Genomic DNA, 16,950 nt, shown 5'->3' with positions numbered 1-16,950 from the left:
GCACTACCGTATCCACACCACCTAGACTGACAACGGCACCCAGGTCTCAGAGCAACCCCGGAACCGGAACACTATCTATTCCAGGCCGATGCGGTTCGACATGATCTGCGAGGTCAACGGGGTTGAACATCGTCTGACAAAGCCGAACCACCCATGGACCAACGGTCAGGTCGAACGCATGAACCGCACCATCAAGGACGCAACCGTCAAGCGGTATCACTACGAAAACCACGACCAGCTTCGCCCGCACTTGGCCGACTTCCTCGATGCCTACAACTACGCCCGTCGTTTGAAGGCACTAAGCGATCTCACGCCATGCGAATACATCTGCAAAACCTGGACTTCAGGACCAGATCGATTCATCGTCAATCCAATCCACCAGATGCCGGGACTTAACGCCTAGGCAGGTCTGAGACTTTTCTCTGATGCGTATCACCCAATTATTTAGGCGTTTTGACAATTCAAAACCGCGAAGTCGCCCGAAACCTGCCACCTTTCACAGACACGATCTACTCAAGGTTGGGCGTCTAAAGATGATCAAGGAACAATACGGAGGGCGATGAATGGACAACAATAAGCGCCTCAGCAACGGCGTGCAATCAGACGCAAAGTTCCTGTCTTGTATCTCTCATAATGAACGCATGTGGCTTTATAATTTGAGGGATATTACCATCACCGGTGTCGTCTACTGGTGTGCGTTGCGAACCATTGACGGGTTGTTCTTCACCGGTCTGTCTGCCAAGATAGTGCTTTATCAGATTGTCAATTTCCATCACGATGCGATCGACAGAAAAATCTGGTATCTGAGCAAGCTCAAGTTGCAAACGACACAGAGCATAGACGTCAGTGCCTGACACTAGGGTACATGCCACCCAAGTATTACCAACTGAAAAACGGCCTGAGCCTTCTTGTTTTGATTCCGAACAGGCCACGCATCAGAACCAGACCAAATCCGCCAGACGCCGGAATCTTGTTCTGGCGTTGCGTTTCGCCGGTTTGAGTGCGTTGCTGCTGGCCCTTTTTAGTTTGGTTGATCTTGATCTTGTACGTCATCATATCGCTTCCGTGCCATGGGCTGCCATAGCCGCGATGATTACCCTGCAGCTGGGGATTATCATGCTGGCGTCATGGCGATTTGTCATCATTGCGCGGGCCGGCGGTGCCCGCATAAAGCTTGCTGACAGCGCCAGCCTGACATTTGGCACCACTTTGGCCAATATGACTTTGCCCACAGGTTTGGCTGGCGATGTGGGGCGGGTAATTTTGGTCCAACGCTTCGGCCTGGCGCTTAAATCAGCGACAGCGATTGGGATATTCGACCGGGTTATTGGATTGGCATCCTTGAGCGTGCTGGTCTTGGTTGGTATCCTGGCTGAGCCGGCATTGATTCCGATCTGGGTCATCGTTTTCGTCTGTTTGCTCTCCCTTGCATGCCTATGTGTGCTGCGCTCACCGCACTGGTTTCGCACGGCACGCCAGCGGTCCGAAGACCGGCCTGCGCCGGACCTCAGGCCGATTGTGCCCATGGCGGCAGCTCTTTCCTTGACGGCCCATGTAATATCCATTTTGATCGCGGCGGTGTACCTTTGGGGACAGGGGGCCGAGGTTTCGTTTGCTCAGCTTCTGGCCCTGTTTCCGGCTGTCATTTTGGCGGCATCATTGCCTGTTTCAATTGGGGGATGGGGCGCGCGCGAAGTAACGGCGGCGGCAGCCTTTGCGACAATTGGGCTGTCTGCGCCTGTTGCAGTGACGCTTGCATTCCTGTTTGGCCTTACACAGTTGATCGCAGCCGGGTTGGGAACAACCGCATTTTGGATCATCGCGCAGCGTGGTCATAGCCAAACATGAGTTCAACACATAAGCAAATATCGGCCATCGCCGTTGCCACGCTGGGCGTTGCAGCGATCATGGTGTTGTTTCACGATCAATATTGGTGGCCGGTGGACGAGGGGGTTTATGCCTATGTCGCGCAGCGCGCGCTTGCGGGAGATGTGATCCACCGCGACATCATCGACCTGCATGCAGGCTACGGAAATCTTTTGAACATCCTTGCATTCCGGCTTTTTGGTGAAGACCTCCTGAGTCTGCGGTATCCACTGGTGGTGCTCAGCATAGCGCAATCCGTAATCGCCTATATCCTGCTCAAGACACAGGGTAACTTGCTTGCTTGCGTAGGTGCGATTTCGATGGCCGCATTCTCTTTCGTGCAGTTCCCAAATCCAAGCGCAAACTGGCATGCGCTGTTCGCGTTCTTCGCCATGTGTCTCTGTCTTGAGAAACTGCCGCGCGGAACAGCGCTTCGATTGCTGACAGCCGGTATTATTCTGGGGGTATGCTTTTTCACGCGTCAGCTCAGCGGCGTATTTCTGACGCTGGGTGTGGTCTGCGTCCTGTTGTCAGAGCATCGCGGTGACAAAGACTGTGGTCGCGCACCGGCGTTATTGATTGGTGGGGTGTGTTTTGCTGCTCTACTGCTTTTCTTGAACTCCAAGGATCACTTTTTCGGGTTGATCTGGGGCGGCGTCTGGCCGCTAGGGTTACTACTGATCGTCACCATCCAAGCCAAACTGGCTTGGGGTGCAGCTCTTCGCACGACGCTTTTGTTGTTTGCGGGATTTGCTCTTGCGGGTCTCCCACTAGCGATCTTCAATGCGTCTCAGGGGGCGCTTGGCGACTGGCTATCAGATGTCCTCTTTACGGCCCTCCTGATCCACGGACAGGACTTCATCAACCAAGCAAGTTTTCTCGATGCGCTGATCCTTGCGTGGGGGAATATAACCAACTTGGCTGGACCCGTTGCCATAATCTCGGGGGTGTGCTGGATCACATTGATCCTCAGCGTACCGCTACTGGGGGCGCTGGTCGGATATCGCCTGACGCGTAATATGGCACTCCATCCGACAGCAATACTCGCCGTGTTCTGGTCCACCTTGGCACTGCACTATCAGATTACCATCTACCTGATGTTTGTTTTGCCGGCTGTAATCTTTGCATTCCTGTTGACGCTCCCCAGCCAACGGATGGCGATTGCAGTTGCGTATCTTTCAGCTTGGGCGTTGTTTTTTCAAGCCGGACAGCCTATTGAACGGGGGCTAGCGGGCACAATCGCCGGAATCAGAGCGCCACAGAACATCCTGTCGGACTTGCCACGCGTAAGTTTACGCATACAACCCGATGATGCCGCTATCTATAAAGCCGTCATTGCCGTTATAGAGGTACGCGCCCGTCCAGATGAACCGTTGATGACATTGCCGATGGATCCTGAATTGAACTTCATGACCGCCCGGCCCAGCCCTACACGGTTTTATGCAACGCCGCTTGGATTGCGTCAGCCGGTGGATGTCGCCCAAACCGTGGCTGCACTGGACGCCTCGGCCCCCCTCTTTGTGGTGCATCGGCGGCACGACAAATACCTGACCCAGCTTAGCGCGACACTTCTCGAATATGTACAGGCGGGTTCAGGTGTGCCGCTTCGCCTTGGTCCATTTGACCTCTATCGATATCAGGGCCAGTAACGGGGCCAGCCGCGCGCAGATGCGTCATTTGCTGAACAATGAACTCAGGGCGGCGTTTGACCTCTTCGTAGATCTTGGCGATGTAGATACCAATAATCCCGAGCCCGATCATCAGGATCGCGCCAATGATAATCTGCAGGAGGATGACCGTCGAGAATCCGGGAACAGCTGCACCGGACAGCCACAACCAGATCGTTCGTGCGGCAAGCCCAACGGCCAAAACGGCAAAACATGCCCCAAGCGTTGTCATCAGATGCATCGGTGCGGTGCTGAAGGACACCATTGAATCCAGCGCCAGACGAAAAAGCTTGATGGAGGACCAATTGCTCATTCCAGCGATCCGAGGCGCGACATCAAACAGCAGTGTTTCTTGCTTAAACCCAAGCCAGCCAACAAGACCTCTGTAAAATCGTTCGCGCTCTGGTAGAGCTATCAAACAGTCAACAACCTCGCGGTCGAGCAGCTTGAAGTCTGACGCGTTGTCCACATTAATGCCGGACAAGCGCCTGAACAGGCCAAAGTAGCGGCCCGTCATCCAAGCCTTCAAAACGCTTTCATTTTCGCGGTTCCGCTTGACCGTGTTGATGACTTTCGCACCAGCCTGCCAGCGCTGAACCATCTGTGGTATCAACTCTGGCGGATGCTGCAGATCTGCGTCGATAGTGATCACCGCCGCGCCTCGCGCAGTTTTTAAACCAGCCGCGATGGCCGCCTCTTTGCCAAAATTTCGAGACAGCTGCACACCTGTGACACCGGGAATGCGCGCTGACAGCCTCTGAATTTCGCGCCATGTTTCGTCAGGCGAGCCGTCATCGACAATGATGTACTCTATAGCGCCCAAAGGCTCGGCATGTTGTCGAATAGCTTCAATGGCTTGCGCAATGCCATCCGCTTCACGATAAGCAGGAATAACAATCGACAAATACGGCGAGGTGGTCATCAGCTATTCCGATGCTTGGCTCTGAAGTTAAATATTGCGGCCCGCAACGTCAGGTTCATACGGTCTTTCCAACCCGAACGACGAAGGCCAAATTTCGACAACACCACGCCCCCTTTGTGTGGCAGCGACACAAAGGGGGCGTGGTTTCCTCTACAAGCCCATCGTGGGACTGCATCGGTTTTGCGACGATGTCTTTCATGTTCATTGCCTCATGCCTGACGCGTTTATGCCATATCCAGCCAATAGCTCAAAAAGGTGAGCTCACCCAACGCCTTAAGCTTCAATTAGTTGCAAAATGCAGGGCATTCATGTCAATTTTGCGGCTTTGGTTGGGGAAAACGCATCTTCTTACACAAGAACTGAATTGATGAATCAAGGTCGAAACGGGTCTGGAATGTGAATCACCGGCTCGATCTCCGGTTGCTCCAAACCAGCTATTGGATGCACTGCAATAAGTAGACTCTTAGGTCCGCAAGCATAATTTAGACGAGACATTTCAGTTTTGTTCGGCAACGCGGGTTGACGGTGATAAAATGGTTTTGGACAGCATCAACAACATTGGTTTTTCTGGAGGACCAGTAGTCTTTTTTAGAAATGGATTGCACCACGTCTGTGGAATTGTGACAGGTTACAGAGAAGAAGTCCGCCAAGTCGAAATGTCTGACGAAGATTGGCGTGCCGAACTCGATGCAATCTACAAGGAAAACACGGGCATTACCTTTGCCACGGACACAAGCACGGTCCAAAAACTAATTGACAGCGTCTAACGCAAGCTGATTAGTCAAGTTGCTTTTAAGAGACTGAGATACTGACTGAACTGAGTTCAGTTATCTTACACCCACTCAAATCTAGCATCACCCCTTCATGTTGGATCGGAACACCTTCACAAACATGAGTTAGCAATGGTGACCAATCGGCTAGCGACGCCGTCCGCTTTCTTGGAACTTTTGGTGAATGCCTTCAAAAAACTCGGCATGGTTTAGGCTGAGGGGTGCCCTGCTACGCCCTCTGACACCTAGGGTTGAATAAGTATTGAGCGTTATACCTGAACCGAAAACGAAGTAATTGCCTTTGTCCGTTATGTCCCCAGAAAGCAGTAACGCTCCTTGCAGCAACCTGAATGCATATGCCACTGGGATAGCCATTCCCCAAGCATCCTTGTGTACGCGATAGTCGGCAACGGTTTCAGCAATAATCCACTGCTCTCTTGTTAGGGGCAAATCATATAAAACTCCAACGCTTGCGACGATTGGGTCTAGACCATCATTTATTGGAAAACCGGCGACTTCCTTGGGGGAATTATAGTTGTCCGCTGCAATGATTAGATCGCGGAGCTTCCCATACGTTTCCAATGCCAGAGGGGTTGCGGTAGTGCTCTGACCAGGGCCAAAGACAAACTCATAGAAGTTTTGAGTGACGTGTTCGACATCTGCATCGGCAACAGTGACACCTTCATAGGTTGAAGCTACAAAGTAATCAGGAAGCCCTGTCACGTCTTGTTCTACCATGTGTTTCAACAAGATTGGATACCCAGCTCTCTCTTGCACAACGATTTTGACAGGATCATGAAATCGTTCAATGAATTTGGTGTGGAACTCAGAATAGCTCGGAGCTCCGATAGCTTCTTGAACGTTGTCTAGACCAAATCTCAACTCTTCCGCGCCCTTTTCTCCGACCTCGCTAACGTGATTGAACAACTCTCTCTTATCCGCGTTACCCTGACGTATTCCGTCAAGGTGCATCAGCCCAGTTCCGATAAGGGTTAAAAGACCGCCAGCGAGTGTTATCCAGGCCCCGAAGGGAGCCACATACGAAAGAACAGGCCCAAACATCTATCGAAACCACCAAAGCAACCATTTTTGACAATTTTCAGAACCTATTGCTGTGCTTTGCAAGTTTCAATGCAGGTTTTTGGTGCTTTGAGCTTGGTTAAACTTCACTGCATGTTACTGATATTGCGACTAGCCTCTCTTTTGGATGCTTGCGATCGCGAGTTTGGGCTACTTTTGCCCCTGATAAATTGTCGGAGCAAGAATGCCACATTGCGCGAAATCAACCGTCACAAGAAGCCGATCTCAAGAACCGAAAAAATCCGGACACAAGGCGGACACAAACAGACCTTGTGGCAGCATTAATTTCTGCGCCACCATAAGTCATTGTTTGTATTCAAGTATCGCAGTCGGCCAAGGTGTGGGTCTTCCGGTCATCGGCCGCTTGCTCGGCCATGCGCAAACCCAAACAACTGCGCGCTATGCACACGTTGACAACGATCCTGCACTATCGGCCGCGAATGCCATTGGAAACGTTGTCGGGGTGTCAATCGGGTAGATGCAAGGGTCATCAATGATCGAGATTGTGACAACCAGTGAGGCAGACAGCTTGGTGCGAACCTGGTGGCCCGCCTATGCAGCAGGTCATAAACGGCTTTCATAGCCGGAATGGCTTAGTTCACAGCATTGCTCATTCTCTACTGGGTCAACGCGTCATCGCAGGTCAATCGTGATCCTATGCTATGTCGAGAACAGTTGTGTATCACAACCATCTAAGGCTCTAGAACCAAACAAATAATAGCCGTACGAATTTGGTCGAAAGCAAATCGGCCTAAAAATGGTGACCGCGAAAGATTATTTCAATACGCTCGGAAGAATCGTTTATCTTGATGTGTTGTTTTGACTAGTTTTGAGGTTGGGTATGGTTGCCATCAATTTTTTTGTGAACCCCGATGAAGTTTCCGGCGATATCAGGGTCACCCAAGGAAGTTTTTTGACCGGCACATCCGATAGCCACGCCTCGGGATTGGATGCCGCAGCAATCGACTTAGGTTTAGCGGCCGGTACAGATATTTATCCTTTTGCAAGCGGTCGCGTTGTGGGTGCCTATTCAGGGTATACCGATGCAGCATTTCCCACTGCACCGACCACCGGACCTGCCACGTTCTCGAACTATGTCACCGTTGAATACAGTCTGCCCGGCCCTTTAGCTCCTTTCTACGTAACCTACGCCCATCTCTCGCAAGCAACGGCTGGTTTTTGGGTGAACCAACTTAACGCAGCTGGCAGCCCGGTGAGCATCGAATCCGGTACATTGATAGGAGAGGTAGCCGGTCCTTCTGAAACTCGGGATGCAACCCACCTGCACATGAGTTTCGCAGTATCTTACGGAAACTACAGTTTTCCGAATGGAATAGCCGAAGCCACGGCCAGCCCTCCAAATGGAGTTTTGCTTTCCCAGCTTTCAATTGGTGATCGAGATTTGTCGTCGCTGGTCGAAAACGACTATATTCCCAGCACTCCTTTGTCCGAGCCGCCATCTTCCGAAGCATTTGTTGTTTTAGAAACCGAGGCAGTACTTTCGTTTGATGGTGTCGGCTTTGACGCGACGCGGGTGTACCATCCAACATCCGTAACCGTTGAAGATACGGAATACCTCTATTACGCAGGCCTTCCTTTCAACAATAGGCTGTCAGTTGGGGTCGCAACAACGGATGGAGGCGACTTTGTCAAACTCTCCGACACCGATGCCCTGATTTCTAACTTCGGTTCAACCCCATTCACGAATCTGTCTATCAATCCGGTAAGGGTGTTCTACGATGAGGAGTCCAGCCTCTGGACGATGTACTTTGGGGGTCAGGACAAAAATCTGATAACCGACAATGGAACTCGGGGTTTCGGAATTGCCACGTCGCAAAATGGCTTTGACTGGGACCTGCAACAATCGCCGTTGTTGGCTGAAACAGGCCCGGGCGAAGGGTATACGCTGAACGAGATCGTGAGAGTTGGCGGGCAGTATGTTGCTTATGTGACAGATGTCAGTCCAAACGGCTCAATCGAGGGGATTTCAACATCCGCAGACGGCGTCAACTTTACTCCGCTTGTGGACGCCAACTATTCCAATGCCGAGCGTTTGTTAACTGCAACAGAGTATGGAAATGGCATTATCGCTCTGTTCAGGACCGCTGATAACACTGTTTTTCAAACAGCCTCTTCCGAGGACGGTATCAACTTTACGAACGGTCAAACTGTCCAGATGCCGGACGTCTATCAACCGTCAGACATGGTTGTCGACGGTGAACAGGTGAAAATTTACGCTAGCCACTCTGTTGGAAATGTGAACTGGTCCTACACAAATATTGTTACCGAAGCGTTCTACCTACCGGTGAACACCTTTAACGCTTCACCCTCTGCCAGCGGCGATACCCTTGTATTCTTTGACGATTTTGAACGCCCCGACAACACTGTTGTTGGCAATGGATGGGTTGAGCTTAACGAAGCACAGCCGGAGGACCCAGCTTATACTGGCTCTTCAACGTTGAACGTCGTCGGCGGCAGGTTGGAGATAAACTTCGACACCGAGGGTAATTCGCCCAGGACTGCCACCAAGACGCAACCATATATGAAGCACGCGTTGCCGATGAACATCGCAGATAGCGGCTTTGAAATCAGCTACACTTTTCAGCCCAACGATGAAGAGAGACCGTTTCACTTCGTGGGGCTCGCAGATTCGAGCGCGGGCGAATACTCTTCTGGAAGCCGTTTGCACCCAAGTTCGGGAATTGGCGTCGAGCTTATTCGCTCTGACTACCTAATCTCCAATTCCGGTATTCGACTACTGAGGTTCGACGGCGACAGGGTCGACGAGTACGACGACCCGACTGACGAGGAATTGATCGTTTGGGAGAACACTTCCTTTCAATTCGAAAATACCGATCAGATCGACGTCAGTTTTAGGATGGAAGCAGACGGTAGGTATACTCTGACGGTATCCAATGGAACGGAAACCGATATTTTCAGTGGAGCAACTCAGCCACTAACCGAAACGCTTGATGAAGTTGTCGTCAGCACCACCTCTGCAGGCTTCACTTTCTATTATCAAGACAACAGCGAAATTCTCAGGTTCGATGACCTTGCCGTCTACCAACTGGGTGGGGCTGATCCCATACTTCAAAATGCGTCTTCGCTTGAATTGGAGTATTTTGCCCGACAGTCTGCTTATGGATACAGCCCGTACTTGTCAGACGAAGGCGACTCCGTTCTACTTTCTTCGACCGACAGCCTTTTAAATCTTCTATCTGGTTGGGTTGTTTCGGATGTATTTGAATACGAGGGAGACACGTTTCGTGCGGTCGTGTTGACAAAGGAGGGATTTGCACCCGTCCTTGCGGTCAGAGGAACGCTGCTCAGTCCACAGGATTGGCTTGAGAATACACCCGAACGTGGCGTCGGCATTGACGAAGTTGAAAGGGCGATTTCCAGCGACTTGGCAGGCTGGCTTACAGACCCTGAAAACGCTGGATTCACCATTACCGGCCATAGCCAGGGAGGTGCACAAGCTCAATTGCTTGCACTATGGGCGGCGCGTGAGGGAAACACGCCGGGTCAAGTGGTTACGTTCAATGCTGCAGGCATCACATTACCGCTCAGCATCGGCAATGAAACCTTTACGCTCGCCGATATCAATTCACTGGTTCCTATGGATGCAGTGCAACACTTTGTCAGCCGAGATGATCTGATAAGCCAGGTGGGTGATTCATTCCTTCCTGGTACCGTCAACTATTACGACACCCCTATTCCCGTAAATGGTGCGTTCCCGTTTGGCTTCATCCTGCAAGGGCACACCGGGCATTGGGCCCAAAGTGAACTTTATTCAATTGCTGCAGAAGTCGGGTACGAAACCAGGGAGGTTTTTCTTTCGTCTGAAAACCTATCAACAGCAGCGCTTTCCGATAGTGGTTTTAGCCACATCCAGTCAGTCGGATCAAATTTCGATGACGACTACCAGAATTTCGTGGATGCCTCAGTAGCCTTCTTTTCGAGCCACCCACAGTTAGGAATACTATTGAGTCCCATCACCGGAGGTGTAGGGCCTAATCGTATTCGCGAAATCCTTAGTTCGCGCCAAGCAAGTGAGGATGCACGTACGAACGAACTCGCCAACTTGATTAAGGTTGTAAACGCGGTCGTAGCTGCGGCTGAAGCTGTTGTGGCTGCGGGCGAGCAAGCACCTGATGCCTTGTGGGTGACAGGCGATGATGCATTGGAGATTGGCGCTTGGTTTGTCGCTTCTCTTGTTGACGTGTCGTACACCACAGGTGACGAACTCACAGATTTTACAGACGATTTGGTAGAAATTGTGCGTGATGTGTCCGTGTTTGCCATTGATGGAGGAATAGATTCGGCTGACGCATTTTTTGACTACACCAGATACTACGTTGTGGAGTCGGTAAGCGACTTGATTTCACTGGGTAACTTCATTCGCGATTCCTTTGTAAATGGATTAGATCGTCTAATCGAAACCGCGGACGATGCCTTTGATTGGATATCGGCCAGATTTGAATCTCCCGACGATATCGTAGTTGCCCAAGGCACTAACCCAGATTCAACCCCGGCCGTCGTTTTGGACCGCAGTTCTGGTGAACCGGAAACACTCTCCAGTTCGTCGGGCAATAGCATCTTCTTACTTACTGACCCAGATACAGAAGTGGTTCAAACTGGGGGCAACAATATCGTTTGGGGATTTGCTGCGGACTTTGACGGAACAAATGTGATCGGTGATGTGAGCACTACAGATTCTATGTTCGTGCAAAATGAGTTCTTCAATACAGAAGATATGGCACGCAACCCCGGTTCAGCGATCATCAATGTTGATCTAAATCAGGATGGCGAGGGCGACATCACCATCACTTGGGAAGGAAACTATCGGCTTGAAAGCATCGTGGCAGAACAAGGAGTTGACGGTACATACATCCGCTACCTTGGAAATACACTGCCAGAGGCGACTAGCGATTTGTTCTCAACAACTGAATCCCAGCCATTTACAACCGGAAACGTGTTGGCAAATGACACAGACGGCGATGGCGATGTTTTGTCATTTTCCGGCCTCGACATTGAGGGCACCCAAGGCATCGTGATCGACAACGGCGACGGTACTTTCAAATATGACCCCAATGGTGCTTTTGATGATCTACGGGAAGGAGAGACGGCAACCGATACATTCGGCTATTTTGTAAGCGATGGCGTCGATACAGTCAGAGGTGAAGTCACTGTGACAATCACCGGCGAAGATCATCCGGATAAAACCGAAAAGGTCGATATCGATTTTATCAAGCAGGGCCCCTTTGGACGTACAATTGCGGAAGTCACGGTAACCCAAGCTGATGGCACCAGCCAAACTGACACCGAGACTCTCGGGTGGTTTTCCCGTAAGATCGGCCTCAATGAAGCTGAGGTTAAAATTACATCTGGCGGCCCGGGACATGATGTAGTGAGTGCGATCTATGGTGGGCTCGGTGTCTCTTCGCGCGCCGATGGCTTCTCTTTCAAGGACCGTTTAGATATCGACCGCAAAGAGAGTCTAAAGCTCAGCCTAGTCGACGAGGACCAGATCGCAACTCGGCTCTTGCTAGATTTTGCTGAGCAGGAAGGCGATGTGCAGCTTGTGTTCTTCAATGATGGCGAGCGCGTGGCGAAAGACACTTTCAGCTACGACAACGGAATACTTGAACTAACGGATCTGGCATTTGACAAGGTTAAGATTTCGGGGTCTGGACGCGACGATGTGCGTATAACCGGTATCGAATTTGATCGGATTGAAGAAGCCGATTTCTGGATTGGCGGAGTTGATAGCTTTGATTTTGTTTAGGCACAAAACCTAAACACGTCCGCTTTCTGCGCGACCAAAGGCTAATCGACGTGAGAGCGCGGCACTGACGCGCGAACTTAGCAAACAATGCCAACAACGTACATAGATTAGCCGAGCGGTCACGCTCTGCGCATTAAAGCGCCGCTCAGCGTGTTTTCCGCGCTCAACATATGTCAGCACTTTCGTTGCCGTCTCTCTCAGCGCGGGATTTTGAAGTACCGCACAGCATCAAAACAACAGTTCTAGAAACTCAAGCCATGCTTGCCGGTCGCTGTTCGACTTTGAGTATTCGACCCGGCTGTTGTGATTGGTGGTCCAAGTTGCACGACCGATATAAGTGACTTCTCTAAGAGACTGAGATTCTGTCGATATGTTCACGAGGTCTCTCATGGCGATCCCGTTGTTTTGCGGAGCTTGCTGTTTCGACAAGGCGACGATTTCATCTTGGATGCTATCGCAGTCCAGATTCACCTGCAATATTTGGCCCGCCTAAGCCTTGATCATTTGTGAGACACAGACACGTTCTTTTCCGCGCGACCTTCCGGCTTTTTTACTCTACGCATACTTTGCTTCGGTCATCCCAAGCTTTTTTGGTTGGCATCGAAAATTTCCTCACAGCGATCATGGACTGCTTGTAAAATGCGGCAAGCGGCGTCGTACGAGCGGCACTCGACACGCCGCAGTTCGCGGATGTTTTGCGTGATCGGTCTTTTCGTGAAGGGGAACAGTTCGGTAAATATAGCAGCTAAGATGGTTTGCTCCAGCAGTCCCTTTTGGATGTCGGCAAATGTCGAATGAGCGCGTTGTGCTTGCGCTATGAAGTTCTTTGCGATCAAAACGGCTGGCACGAGTTCGCAATACGTCGAGGCATTCGCTATGTCGTCGATCAAGGCTGGTACAACGCCACCGACATATTCAGAGTAACAGCCGTCGTCCTTGGCCCTATTAATCGGATTGTCGAAATATGAGAAAGCGGAGGTCATTTCGCCCAATATATCCTTGGCATCCCCACCATGCGCGTTGGTGACAGTGAAGAAGCCTAGCTCGTTGATTGGTCCCTCAAAGCTACGCCGAACGTCATCAAGATCGGCGATCGTGGCTTGGTATTTTGCACGAACCTGATTGCGCATTTCGGCGCTATTCTTGCGAATTACGGGCCGGGTCCAGACAAACATCGCTGCAACCAAAGCCCAATAGGTGAAGGCCGCCCCCGCAGCAAGCCACCTGGCATCTTCGAGGTTCAAGCCTAGCAGGTTTTGGCCGGCAAAAAAGGCAACGGAGGCTATGCCAGCGGATATTATGATTAAAAGGATCATTGGTTCCAGTCTTGGATTAAATTGAGAAAACGCTTCCTATACAAAACTTATAGCAACTTTCACGCAGTGCGGCCCTGTCTGCCACCTCGTTAGTCCAAGACACCGAACGTGTTTAAGGTCTCTATCCACACGTCCGTTCCCATGGTTCCGTCCATGCGCTGTCGCAGCGCAATCAGGAACCGGTCATGGTCGGCATCGGGAACCCGGACAGCCCAGTTGCGATGGAACTCTTGCAAGATTTCCGGCGGAAGAACCTCGACCATTGAACGCGCTGCACGCCGTGCGGCCTTCACCATGCGGTTCCGCTCATTCTTTGGCCCGGTCGGCAGCATCGCCTTCTGTCGATCCTTCGGGTTCCTGCCTCCAGCGCCATGGATGGCGCAGACCGTCCAGCCGGGGATACGACACCGGCGGCATTGCTCCCCTGTCCGCTTGGATGTCGCAGAGCAGCGCAGATCGGGACGGGAATCCGCCGAGTACCGGTTCAATTCGAGCGACAGGGTTCCGATCTGGGCGAAGGTCTCGATGTCCATGTCACCGCCGCCCATTCCGCCGTGCATAGGGCGTCGGGTTCTTCCACTCGTACTTAACACCCGCCATTCGATGCCCCTCCATTTCGTCTTTGAACCCAAGTAAGAACCGCATCGGACCTATATCACGAAACCTGTCCAGCCCGAACAGGTAGAGAACCCAAACAATCGTTATATCTTGGCCCGTCGCTAAGGGGTTCCCCAATCTCGGGAACCCGTTCTTCTTCCTTTCCCGGTTCTCTCCCAGAACCGTTTTGCGGTTCCCCAAAAAGTAACCGGCATTAGCAACTGGCGAAGGCGCGTTTCCGTTACTTCAAAAAATCCCTGTGCATTTTGTGTGGGGGCGTGGCCCAAGCATACAAAGACAGATCGGGGGGTATGCCGGGGTGGGGGTCAGTCACCCAGTCTACCCTCTCCCCAGAGGTTATTTCGTCTCCAACAGGTAGCCTAGAAGTAGCCTAAACATCCGGTACGGCTGCATAGTGCGAAAACCGCCAAGCTATCGCTCGTCGGTTTTTCGTTTCCGATCAATCGGATGAAGTGGTGAGCCGTGCAGGATTCGAACCTGCGACCCACTGATTAAAAGTCAGTTGCTCTACCAACTGAGCTAACGGCCCACTCTCTTGTTGGATCTTGTCGATCCGTGGCGCTCTTTAAGTCATTTTCCCGACCGGGTTCAAGACCTTATTTGCACCTCGTTTCGCCAAAGTAATCAGTGTTTCCGGCGACCCGATAGGCGGCCTAATTAGGCAGGTGGCGCTGGGGGGTCAACCCCCTTTTTAAAGGAATCTGCGTCGCAGGGTGGATTCCTTTCAGGCGCAGGGTTATATGCGCGCCATGCAAGGATTACAGAACACTGGTTTGCCCTTCATGAAGATGCACGGGCTGGGCAATGACTTTGTCGTTGTGGACGCGCGCGCGTCTGCGACGCGGATTAGCCCGGCACTTGCGCGGGGAATTGGGCATCGTCAATTCGGCGTAGGTTTCGATCAGCTTGCCGTGATCGAAAACGGCAGGTCGGACGCGCATCTGGTGTTCTACAATTCAGATGGATCTACCTCGGCAGCATGTGGAAATGCCACCCGTTGCATCGCCCGTTTCCTGATGGAGGAATCGGATAGATCCGACCTAACACTGACGACCGAACGCGGCACCCTTTACGCCAAGGACGCCGGGGACGGCCTGACCTCAGTGAATATGGGACACCCCCAACTAAACTGGAACGAGGTTCCGTTGTCTGAGGAGGTCGACACGCTGGAACTGCCCATTGAGGGGGCTCCGACGGCCACCGGGATGGGCAATCCGCATTGCACTTTTTTTGTCGACGATGCCGAAGCCATCCCTCTGACCGAGTTCGGTTCGCGTTACGAGCACCATCCACTCTATCCTGAACGAACCAATGTCCAAATTGCGCAGATCATTGGACCGGACCACATCCGCATGCGCGTGTGGGAGCGTGGCGTGGGCATCACCCTGGCTTCGGGATCATCCTCATGCGCCACAGCCGTTGCTGCTGCGCGTCGCGGCCTGACCGAGCGCAAAGTACAAATTGAGCTGGACGGCGGGACGATCTGGATCGACTGGCGCGACGATGGCGTTTGGATGACCGGGCCCACTTGTCACGTGTTCTCGGGCACGTTGACACCTGAATTTCTGGAATCACTGGAATGAGCGCGCCGAAGTTCACCACCCTGGGCTGCCGCCTGAACGCCTATGAAACCGAAGCGATGAAAGAGCTGTCAGCGCAAGCCGGGCTCACTGACGCGGTGATCGTGAACACCTGCGCCGTCACGGCAGAAGCGGTGCGCAAAGCCCGGCAAGAGATTCGCAAGCTGCGGCGGGAAAACCCTGACGCGCGGCTAATCGTGACAGGCTGCGCGGCCCAGACCGAGCCTGACACCTTTGCCCGAATGGATGAGGTCGACGCGGTCATTGGCAATACCGAGAAAATGCAGCCCGAGACCTGGAAAGGCATGGCGGCGGACTTTATCGGCCAGACCGAGGCCGTGCAGGTCGACGACATCATGTCCGTTACCGAAACCGCAGGCCACCTGATCGACGGTTTTGGCACCCGCTCACGCGCGTATGTTCAGGTCCAGAACGGCTGTGACCATCGCTGCACTTTCTGCATTATCCCCTATGGCCGCGGGAACTCGCGCAGCGTCCCTGCCGGCGTTGTCGTGGATCAGATCAAGCGGTTAGTGGATCGGGGCTATAACGAGGTCGTACTGACCGGCGTTGACCTGACCTCATGGGGCGCCGACCTGCCTGCGCAGCCCAAGCTGGGCGATCTGGTCATGCGTATCCTCAAACTGGTGCCCGACTTGCCACGCCTGCGGATCAGTTCGATCGACTCGATTGAAGTGGATGAGAACCTGATGCAGGCCATCGCGACCGAACCGCGCCTGATGCCGCATCTTCACCTGTCCCTGCAACATGGCGACGATCTGATCCTGAAACGGATGAAACGCCGCCATCTGCGCGAAGACGCCATCCGGTTCACCGAAGAAGCCCGCAAGCTGCGCCCCGAAATGACCTTTGGCGCCGATATCATAGCTGGCTTCCCGACCGAAACGGATAATCATTTCGAAAACTCGCTGAAACTGGTGACAGATTGCGATCTGACCTGGCTGCACGTTTTTCCCTATTCCAAGCGCGAAGGCACCCCGGCCGCCCGCATTCCGCAGCAGGTGAATGGGAACATCATCAAGGACCGCGCCGCCCGCCTGCGCGCGGCAGGTGAGGCGCAGGTCACACAGCATCTGCAAGCCCAAATCGGCAAAACTCATCACATCCTGATGGAAAACACGCATATGGGCCGCACCGAACAATTCACCGAGGTCGCTTTTGAGGCACCACAGCCCGAAGGGCAAATCGTGAAGGCAACAATCACAGGCGCCACCGGCACGCAGCTACAAGCCTGATCCGGCCTTCATCTGGCCCCCTACCCGATTGCTACAAAAAAACCCCCGCAGCCGGTGGCGCGGGGGTTCAAACATTGCGGGACTGTG

Annotated in this window: 11 protein-coding genes, 1 tRNA gene and 1 pseudogene; 8 read left to right on the top strand and 5 right to left on the bottom strand. The window is 52.6% G+C overall.

What is annotated here, in order from left to right; translation table 11 throughout:
• The 4 genes and pseudogenes from DHN12_RS13340 to DHN12_RS13325 form a co-directional block, all read left to right on the top strand.
• Window positions 1-403: pseudogene (locus tag DHN12_RS13340) on the top strand (integrase core domain-containing protein); the annotation flags it as partial.
• Window positions 404-563: 160 nt separating this feature from the next.
• Window positions 564-854, top strand: coding sequence for a hypothetical protein (locus tag DHN12_RS13335; protein ID WP_108860641.1), 291 nt, complete (start codon window positions 564-566; stop codon window positions 852-854).
• The gene (locus DHN12_RS13330; RefSeq protein WP_108860640.1) at window positions 847-1,848 is read left to right on the top strand and encodes a lysylphosphatidylglycerol synthase transmembrane domain-containing protein; all 1,002 of its coding nucleotides are present in this window, start codon (window positions 847-849) and stop codon (window positions 1,846-1,848) included. Before DHN12_RS13335 ends, DHN12_RS13330 begins: the two co-directional genes overlap by 8 nt.
• A complete protein-coding gene (locus tag DHN12_RS13325) occupies window positions 1,845-3,515 on the top strand; it encodes a glycosyltransferase family 39 protein (protein ID WP_108860639.1) in 1,671 nt (556 codons plus the stop codon). The genes DHN12_RS13330 and DHN12_RS13325 overlap by 4 nt, the downstream gene beginning before the upstream one ends.
• On the opposite strand, the gene DHN12_RS13320 is transcribed toward DHN12_RS13325, so the two are convergent.
• Window positions 3,424-4,455, bottom strand: coding sequence for a glycosyltransferase family 2 protein (locus DHN12_RS13320; protein WP_108860638.1), 1,032 nt, complete (start codon window positions 4,453-4,455; stop codon window positions 3,424-3,426). The two genes, DHN12_RS13325 and DHN12_RS13320, sit on opposite strands and share 92 nt — an antisense overlap.
• A gap of 533 nt (window positions 4,456-4,988) precedes the next feature.
• On the opposite strand from DHN12_RS13320, the gene DHN12_RS13315 reads away from it, so the two are divergent.
• Entirely contained in the window at window positions 4,989-5,222 is a 234-nt protein-coding gene (locus DHN12_RS13315) for a hypothetical protein (RefSeq protein ID WP_108860637.1), read from the top strand.
• Between the two features lie 150 nt (window positions 5,223-5,372).
• On the opposite strand, the gene DHN12_RS13310 is transcribed toward DHN12_RS13315, so the two are convergent.
• Window positions 5,373-6,197 (bottom strand): hypothetical protein, encoded by an 825-nt coding sequence (locus DHN12_RS13310; RefSeq protein WP_159090029.1) that lies wholly within the window; start codon window positions 6,195-6,197, stop codon window positions 5,373-5,375.
• A gap of 949 nt (window positions 6,198-7,146) precedes the next feature.
• Between DHN12_RS13310 and DHN12_RS24620 the strand changes: the two genes are divergently transcribed.
• On the top strand, window positions 7,147-12,093 hold the full coding sequence (locus DHN12_RS24620) for a cadherin-like domain-containing protein (RefSeq protein ID WP_199913507.1): 4,947 nt from the start codon (window positions 7,147-7,149) through the stop codon (window positions 12,091-12,093).
• Window positions 12,094-12,668: 575 nt separating this feature from the next.
• On the opposite strand, the gene DHN12_RS13290 is transcribed toward DHN12_RS24620, so the two are convergent.
• The 3 genes from DHN12_RS13290 to DHN12_RS13275 all read right to left on the bottom strand — a co-directional run bounded on the left by DHN12_RS13290 (window position 12,669) and on the right by DHN12_RS13275 (window position 14,556).
• Window positions 12,669-13,409, bottom strand: coding sequence for a hypothetical protein (locus tag DHN12_RS13290; protein ID WP_108860634.1), 741 nt, complete (start codon window positions 13,407-13,409; stop codon window positions 12,669-12,671).
• Between the two features lie 89 nt (window positions 13,410-13,498).
• A complete protein-coding gene (locus tag DHN12_RS13285; RefSeq protein ID WP_159090028.1) occupies window positions 13,499-13,969 on the bottom strand; it encodes a hypothetical protein in 471 nt (156 codons plus the stop codon).
• Between the two features lie 511 nt (window positions 13,970-14,480).
• Window positions 14,481-14,556: transfer RNA gene (locus DHN12_RS13275), tRNA-Lys, on the bottom strand.
• A 211-nt stretch (window positions 14,557-14,767) separates the two neighbouring features.
• Here DHN12_RS13275 and dapF point away from each other — a divergent pair.
• Window positions 14,768-15,610 (top strand): diaminopimelate epimerase, encoded by an 843-nt coding sequence (gene dapF / locus DHN12_RS13270; RefSeq protein WP_108860631.1) that lies wholly within the window; start codon window positions 14,768-14,770, stop codon window positions 15,608-15,610.
• A complete protein-coding gene (gene mtaB / locus DHN12_RS13265) occupies window positions 15,607-16,863 on the top strand; it encodes a tRNA (N(6)-L-threonylcarbamoyladenosine(37)-C(2))-methylthiotransferase MtaB (RefSeq protein WP_108860630.1) in 1,257 nt (418 codons plus the stop codon). The genes dapF and mtaB overlap by 4 nt, the downstream gene beginning before the upstream one ends.
• Window positions 16,864-16,950: the final 87 nt, after the last annotated feature.

This window comes from Ruegeria sp. Alg231-54, from assembly GCF_900143525.1.
Classification (GTDB): Bacteria; Pseudomonadota; Alphaproteobacteria; order Rhodobacterales; family Rhodobacteraceae; genus Ruegeria.
This window is presented reverse-complemented; position numbering and strand designations above follow the sequence as displayed.

What these genes read in the sequence shown, in the direction of transcription:
- DHN12_RS13325 (WP_108860639.1), top strand. Translation starts at nt 1,845, where the DNA reads ATGAGTTCAACACATAAGCAAATATCGGCCATCGCCGTTGCCACGCTG.
- DHN12_RS13335 (WP_108860641.1), top strand. Translation starts at nt 564, where the DNA reads ATGGACAACAATAAGCGCCTCAGCAACGGCGTGCAATCAGACGCAAAG.
- mtaB (WP_108860630.1), top strand. Translation starts at nt 15,607, where the DNA reads ATGAGCGCGCCGAAGTTCACCACCCTGGGCTGCCGCCTGAACGCCTAT.
- DHN12_RS13310 (WP_159090029.1), bottom strand. Translation starts at nt 6,197, where the DNA reads ATGCACCTTGACGGAATACGTCAGGGTAACGCGGATAAGAGAGAGTTG.
- DHN12_RS24620 (WP_199913507.1), top strand. Translation starts at nt 7,147, where the DNA reads ATGGTTGCCATCAATTTTTTTGTGAACCCCGATGAAGTTTCCGGCGAT.
- DHN12_RS13315 (WP_108860637.1), top strand. Translation starts at nt 4,989, where the DNA reads ATGGTTTTGGACAGCATCAACAACATTGGTTTTTCTGGAGGACCAGTA.
- dapF (WP_108860631.1), top strand. Translation starts at nt 14,768, where the DNA reads ATGCGCGCCATGCAAGGATTACAGAACACTGGTTTGCCCTTCATGAAG.
- DHN12_RS13290 (WP_108860634.1), bottom strand. Translation starts at nt 13,409, where the DNA reads ATGATCCTTTTAATCATAATATCCGCTGGCATAGCCTCCGTTGCCTTT.
- DHN12_RS13285 (WP_159090028.1), bottom strand. Translation starts at nt 13,969, where the DNA reads ATGCACGGCGGAATGGGCGGCGGTGACATGGACATCGAGACCTTCGCC.
- DHN12_RS13320 (WP_108860638.1), bottom strand. Translation starts at nt 4,455, where the DNA reads ATGACCACCTCGCCGTATTTGTCGATTGTTATTCCTGCTTATCGTGAA.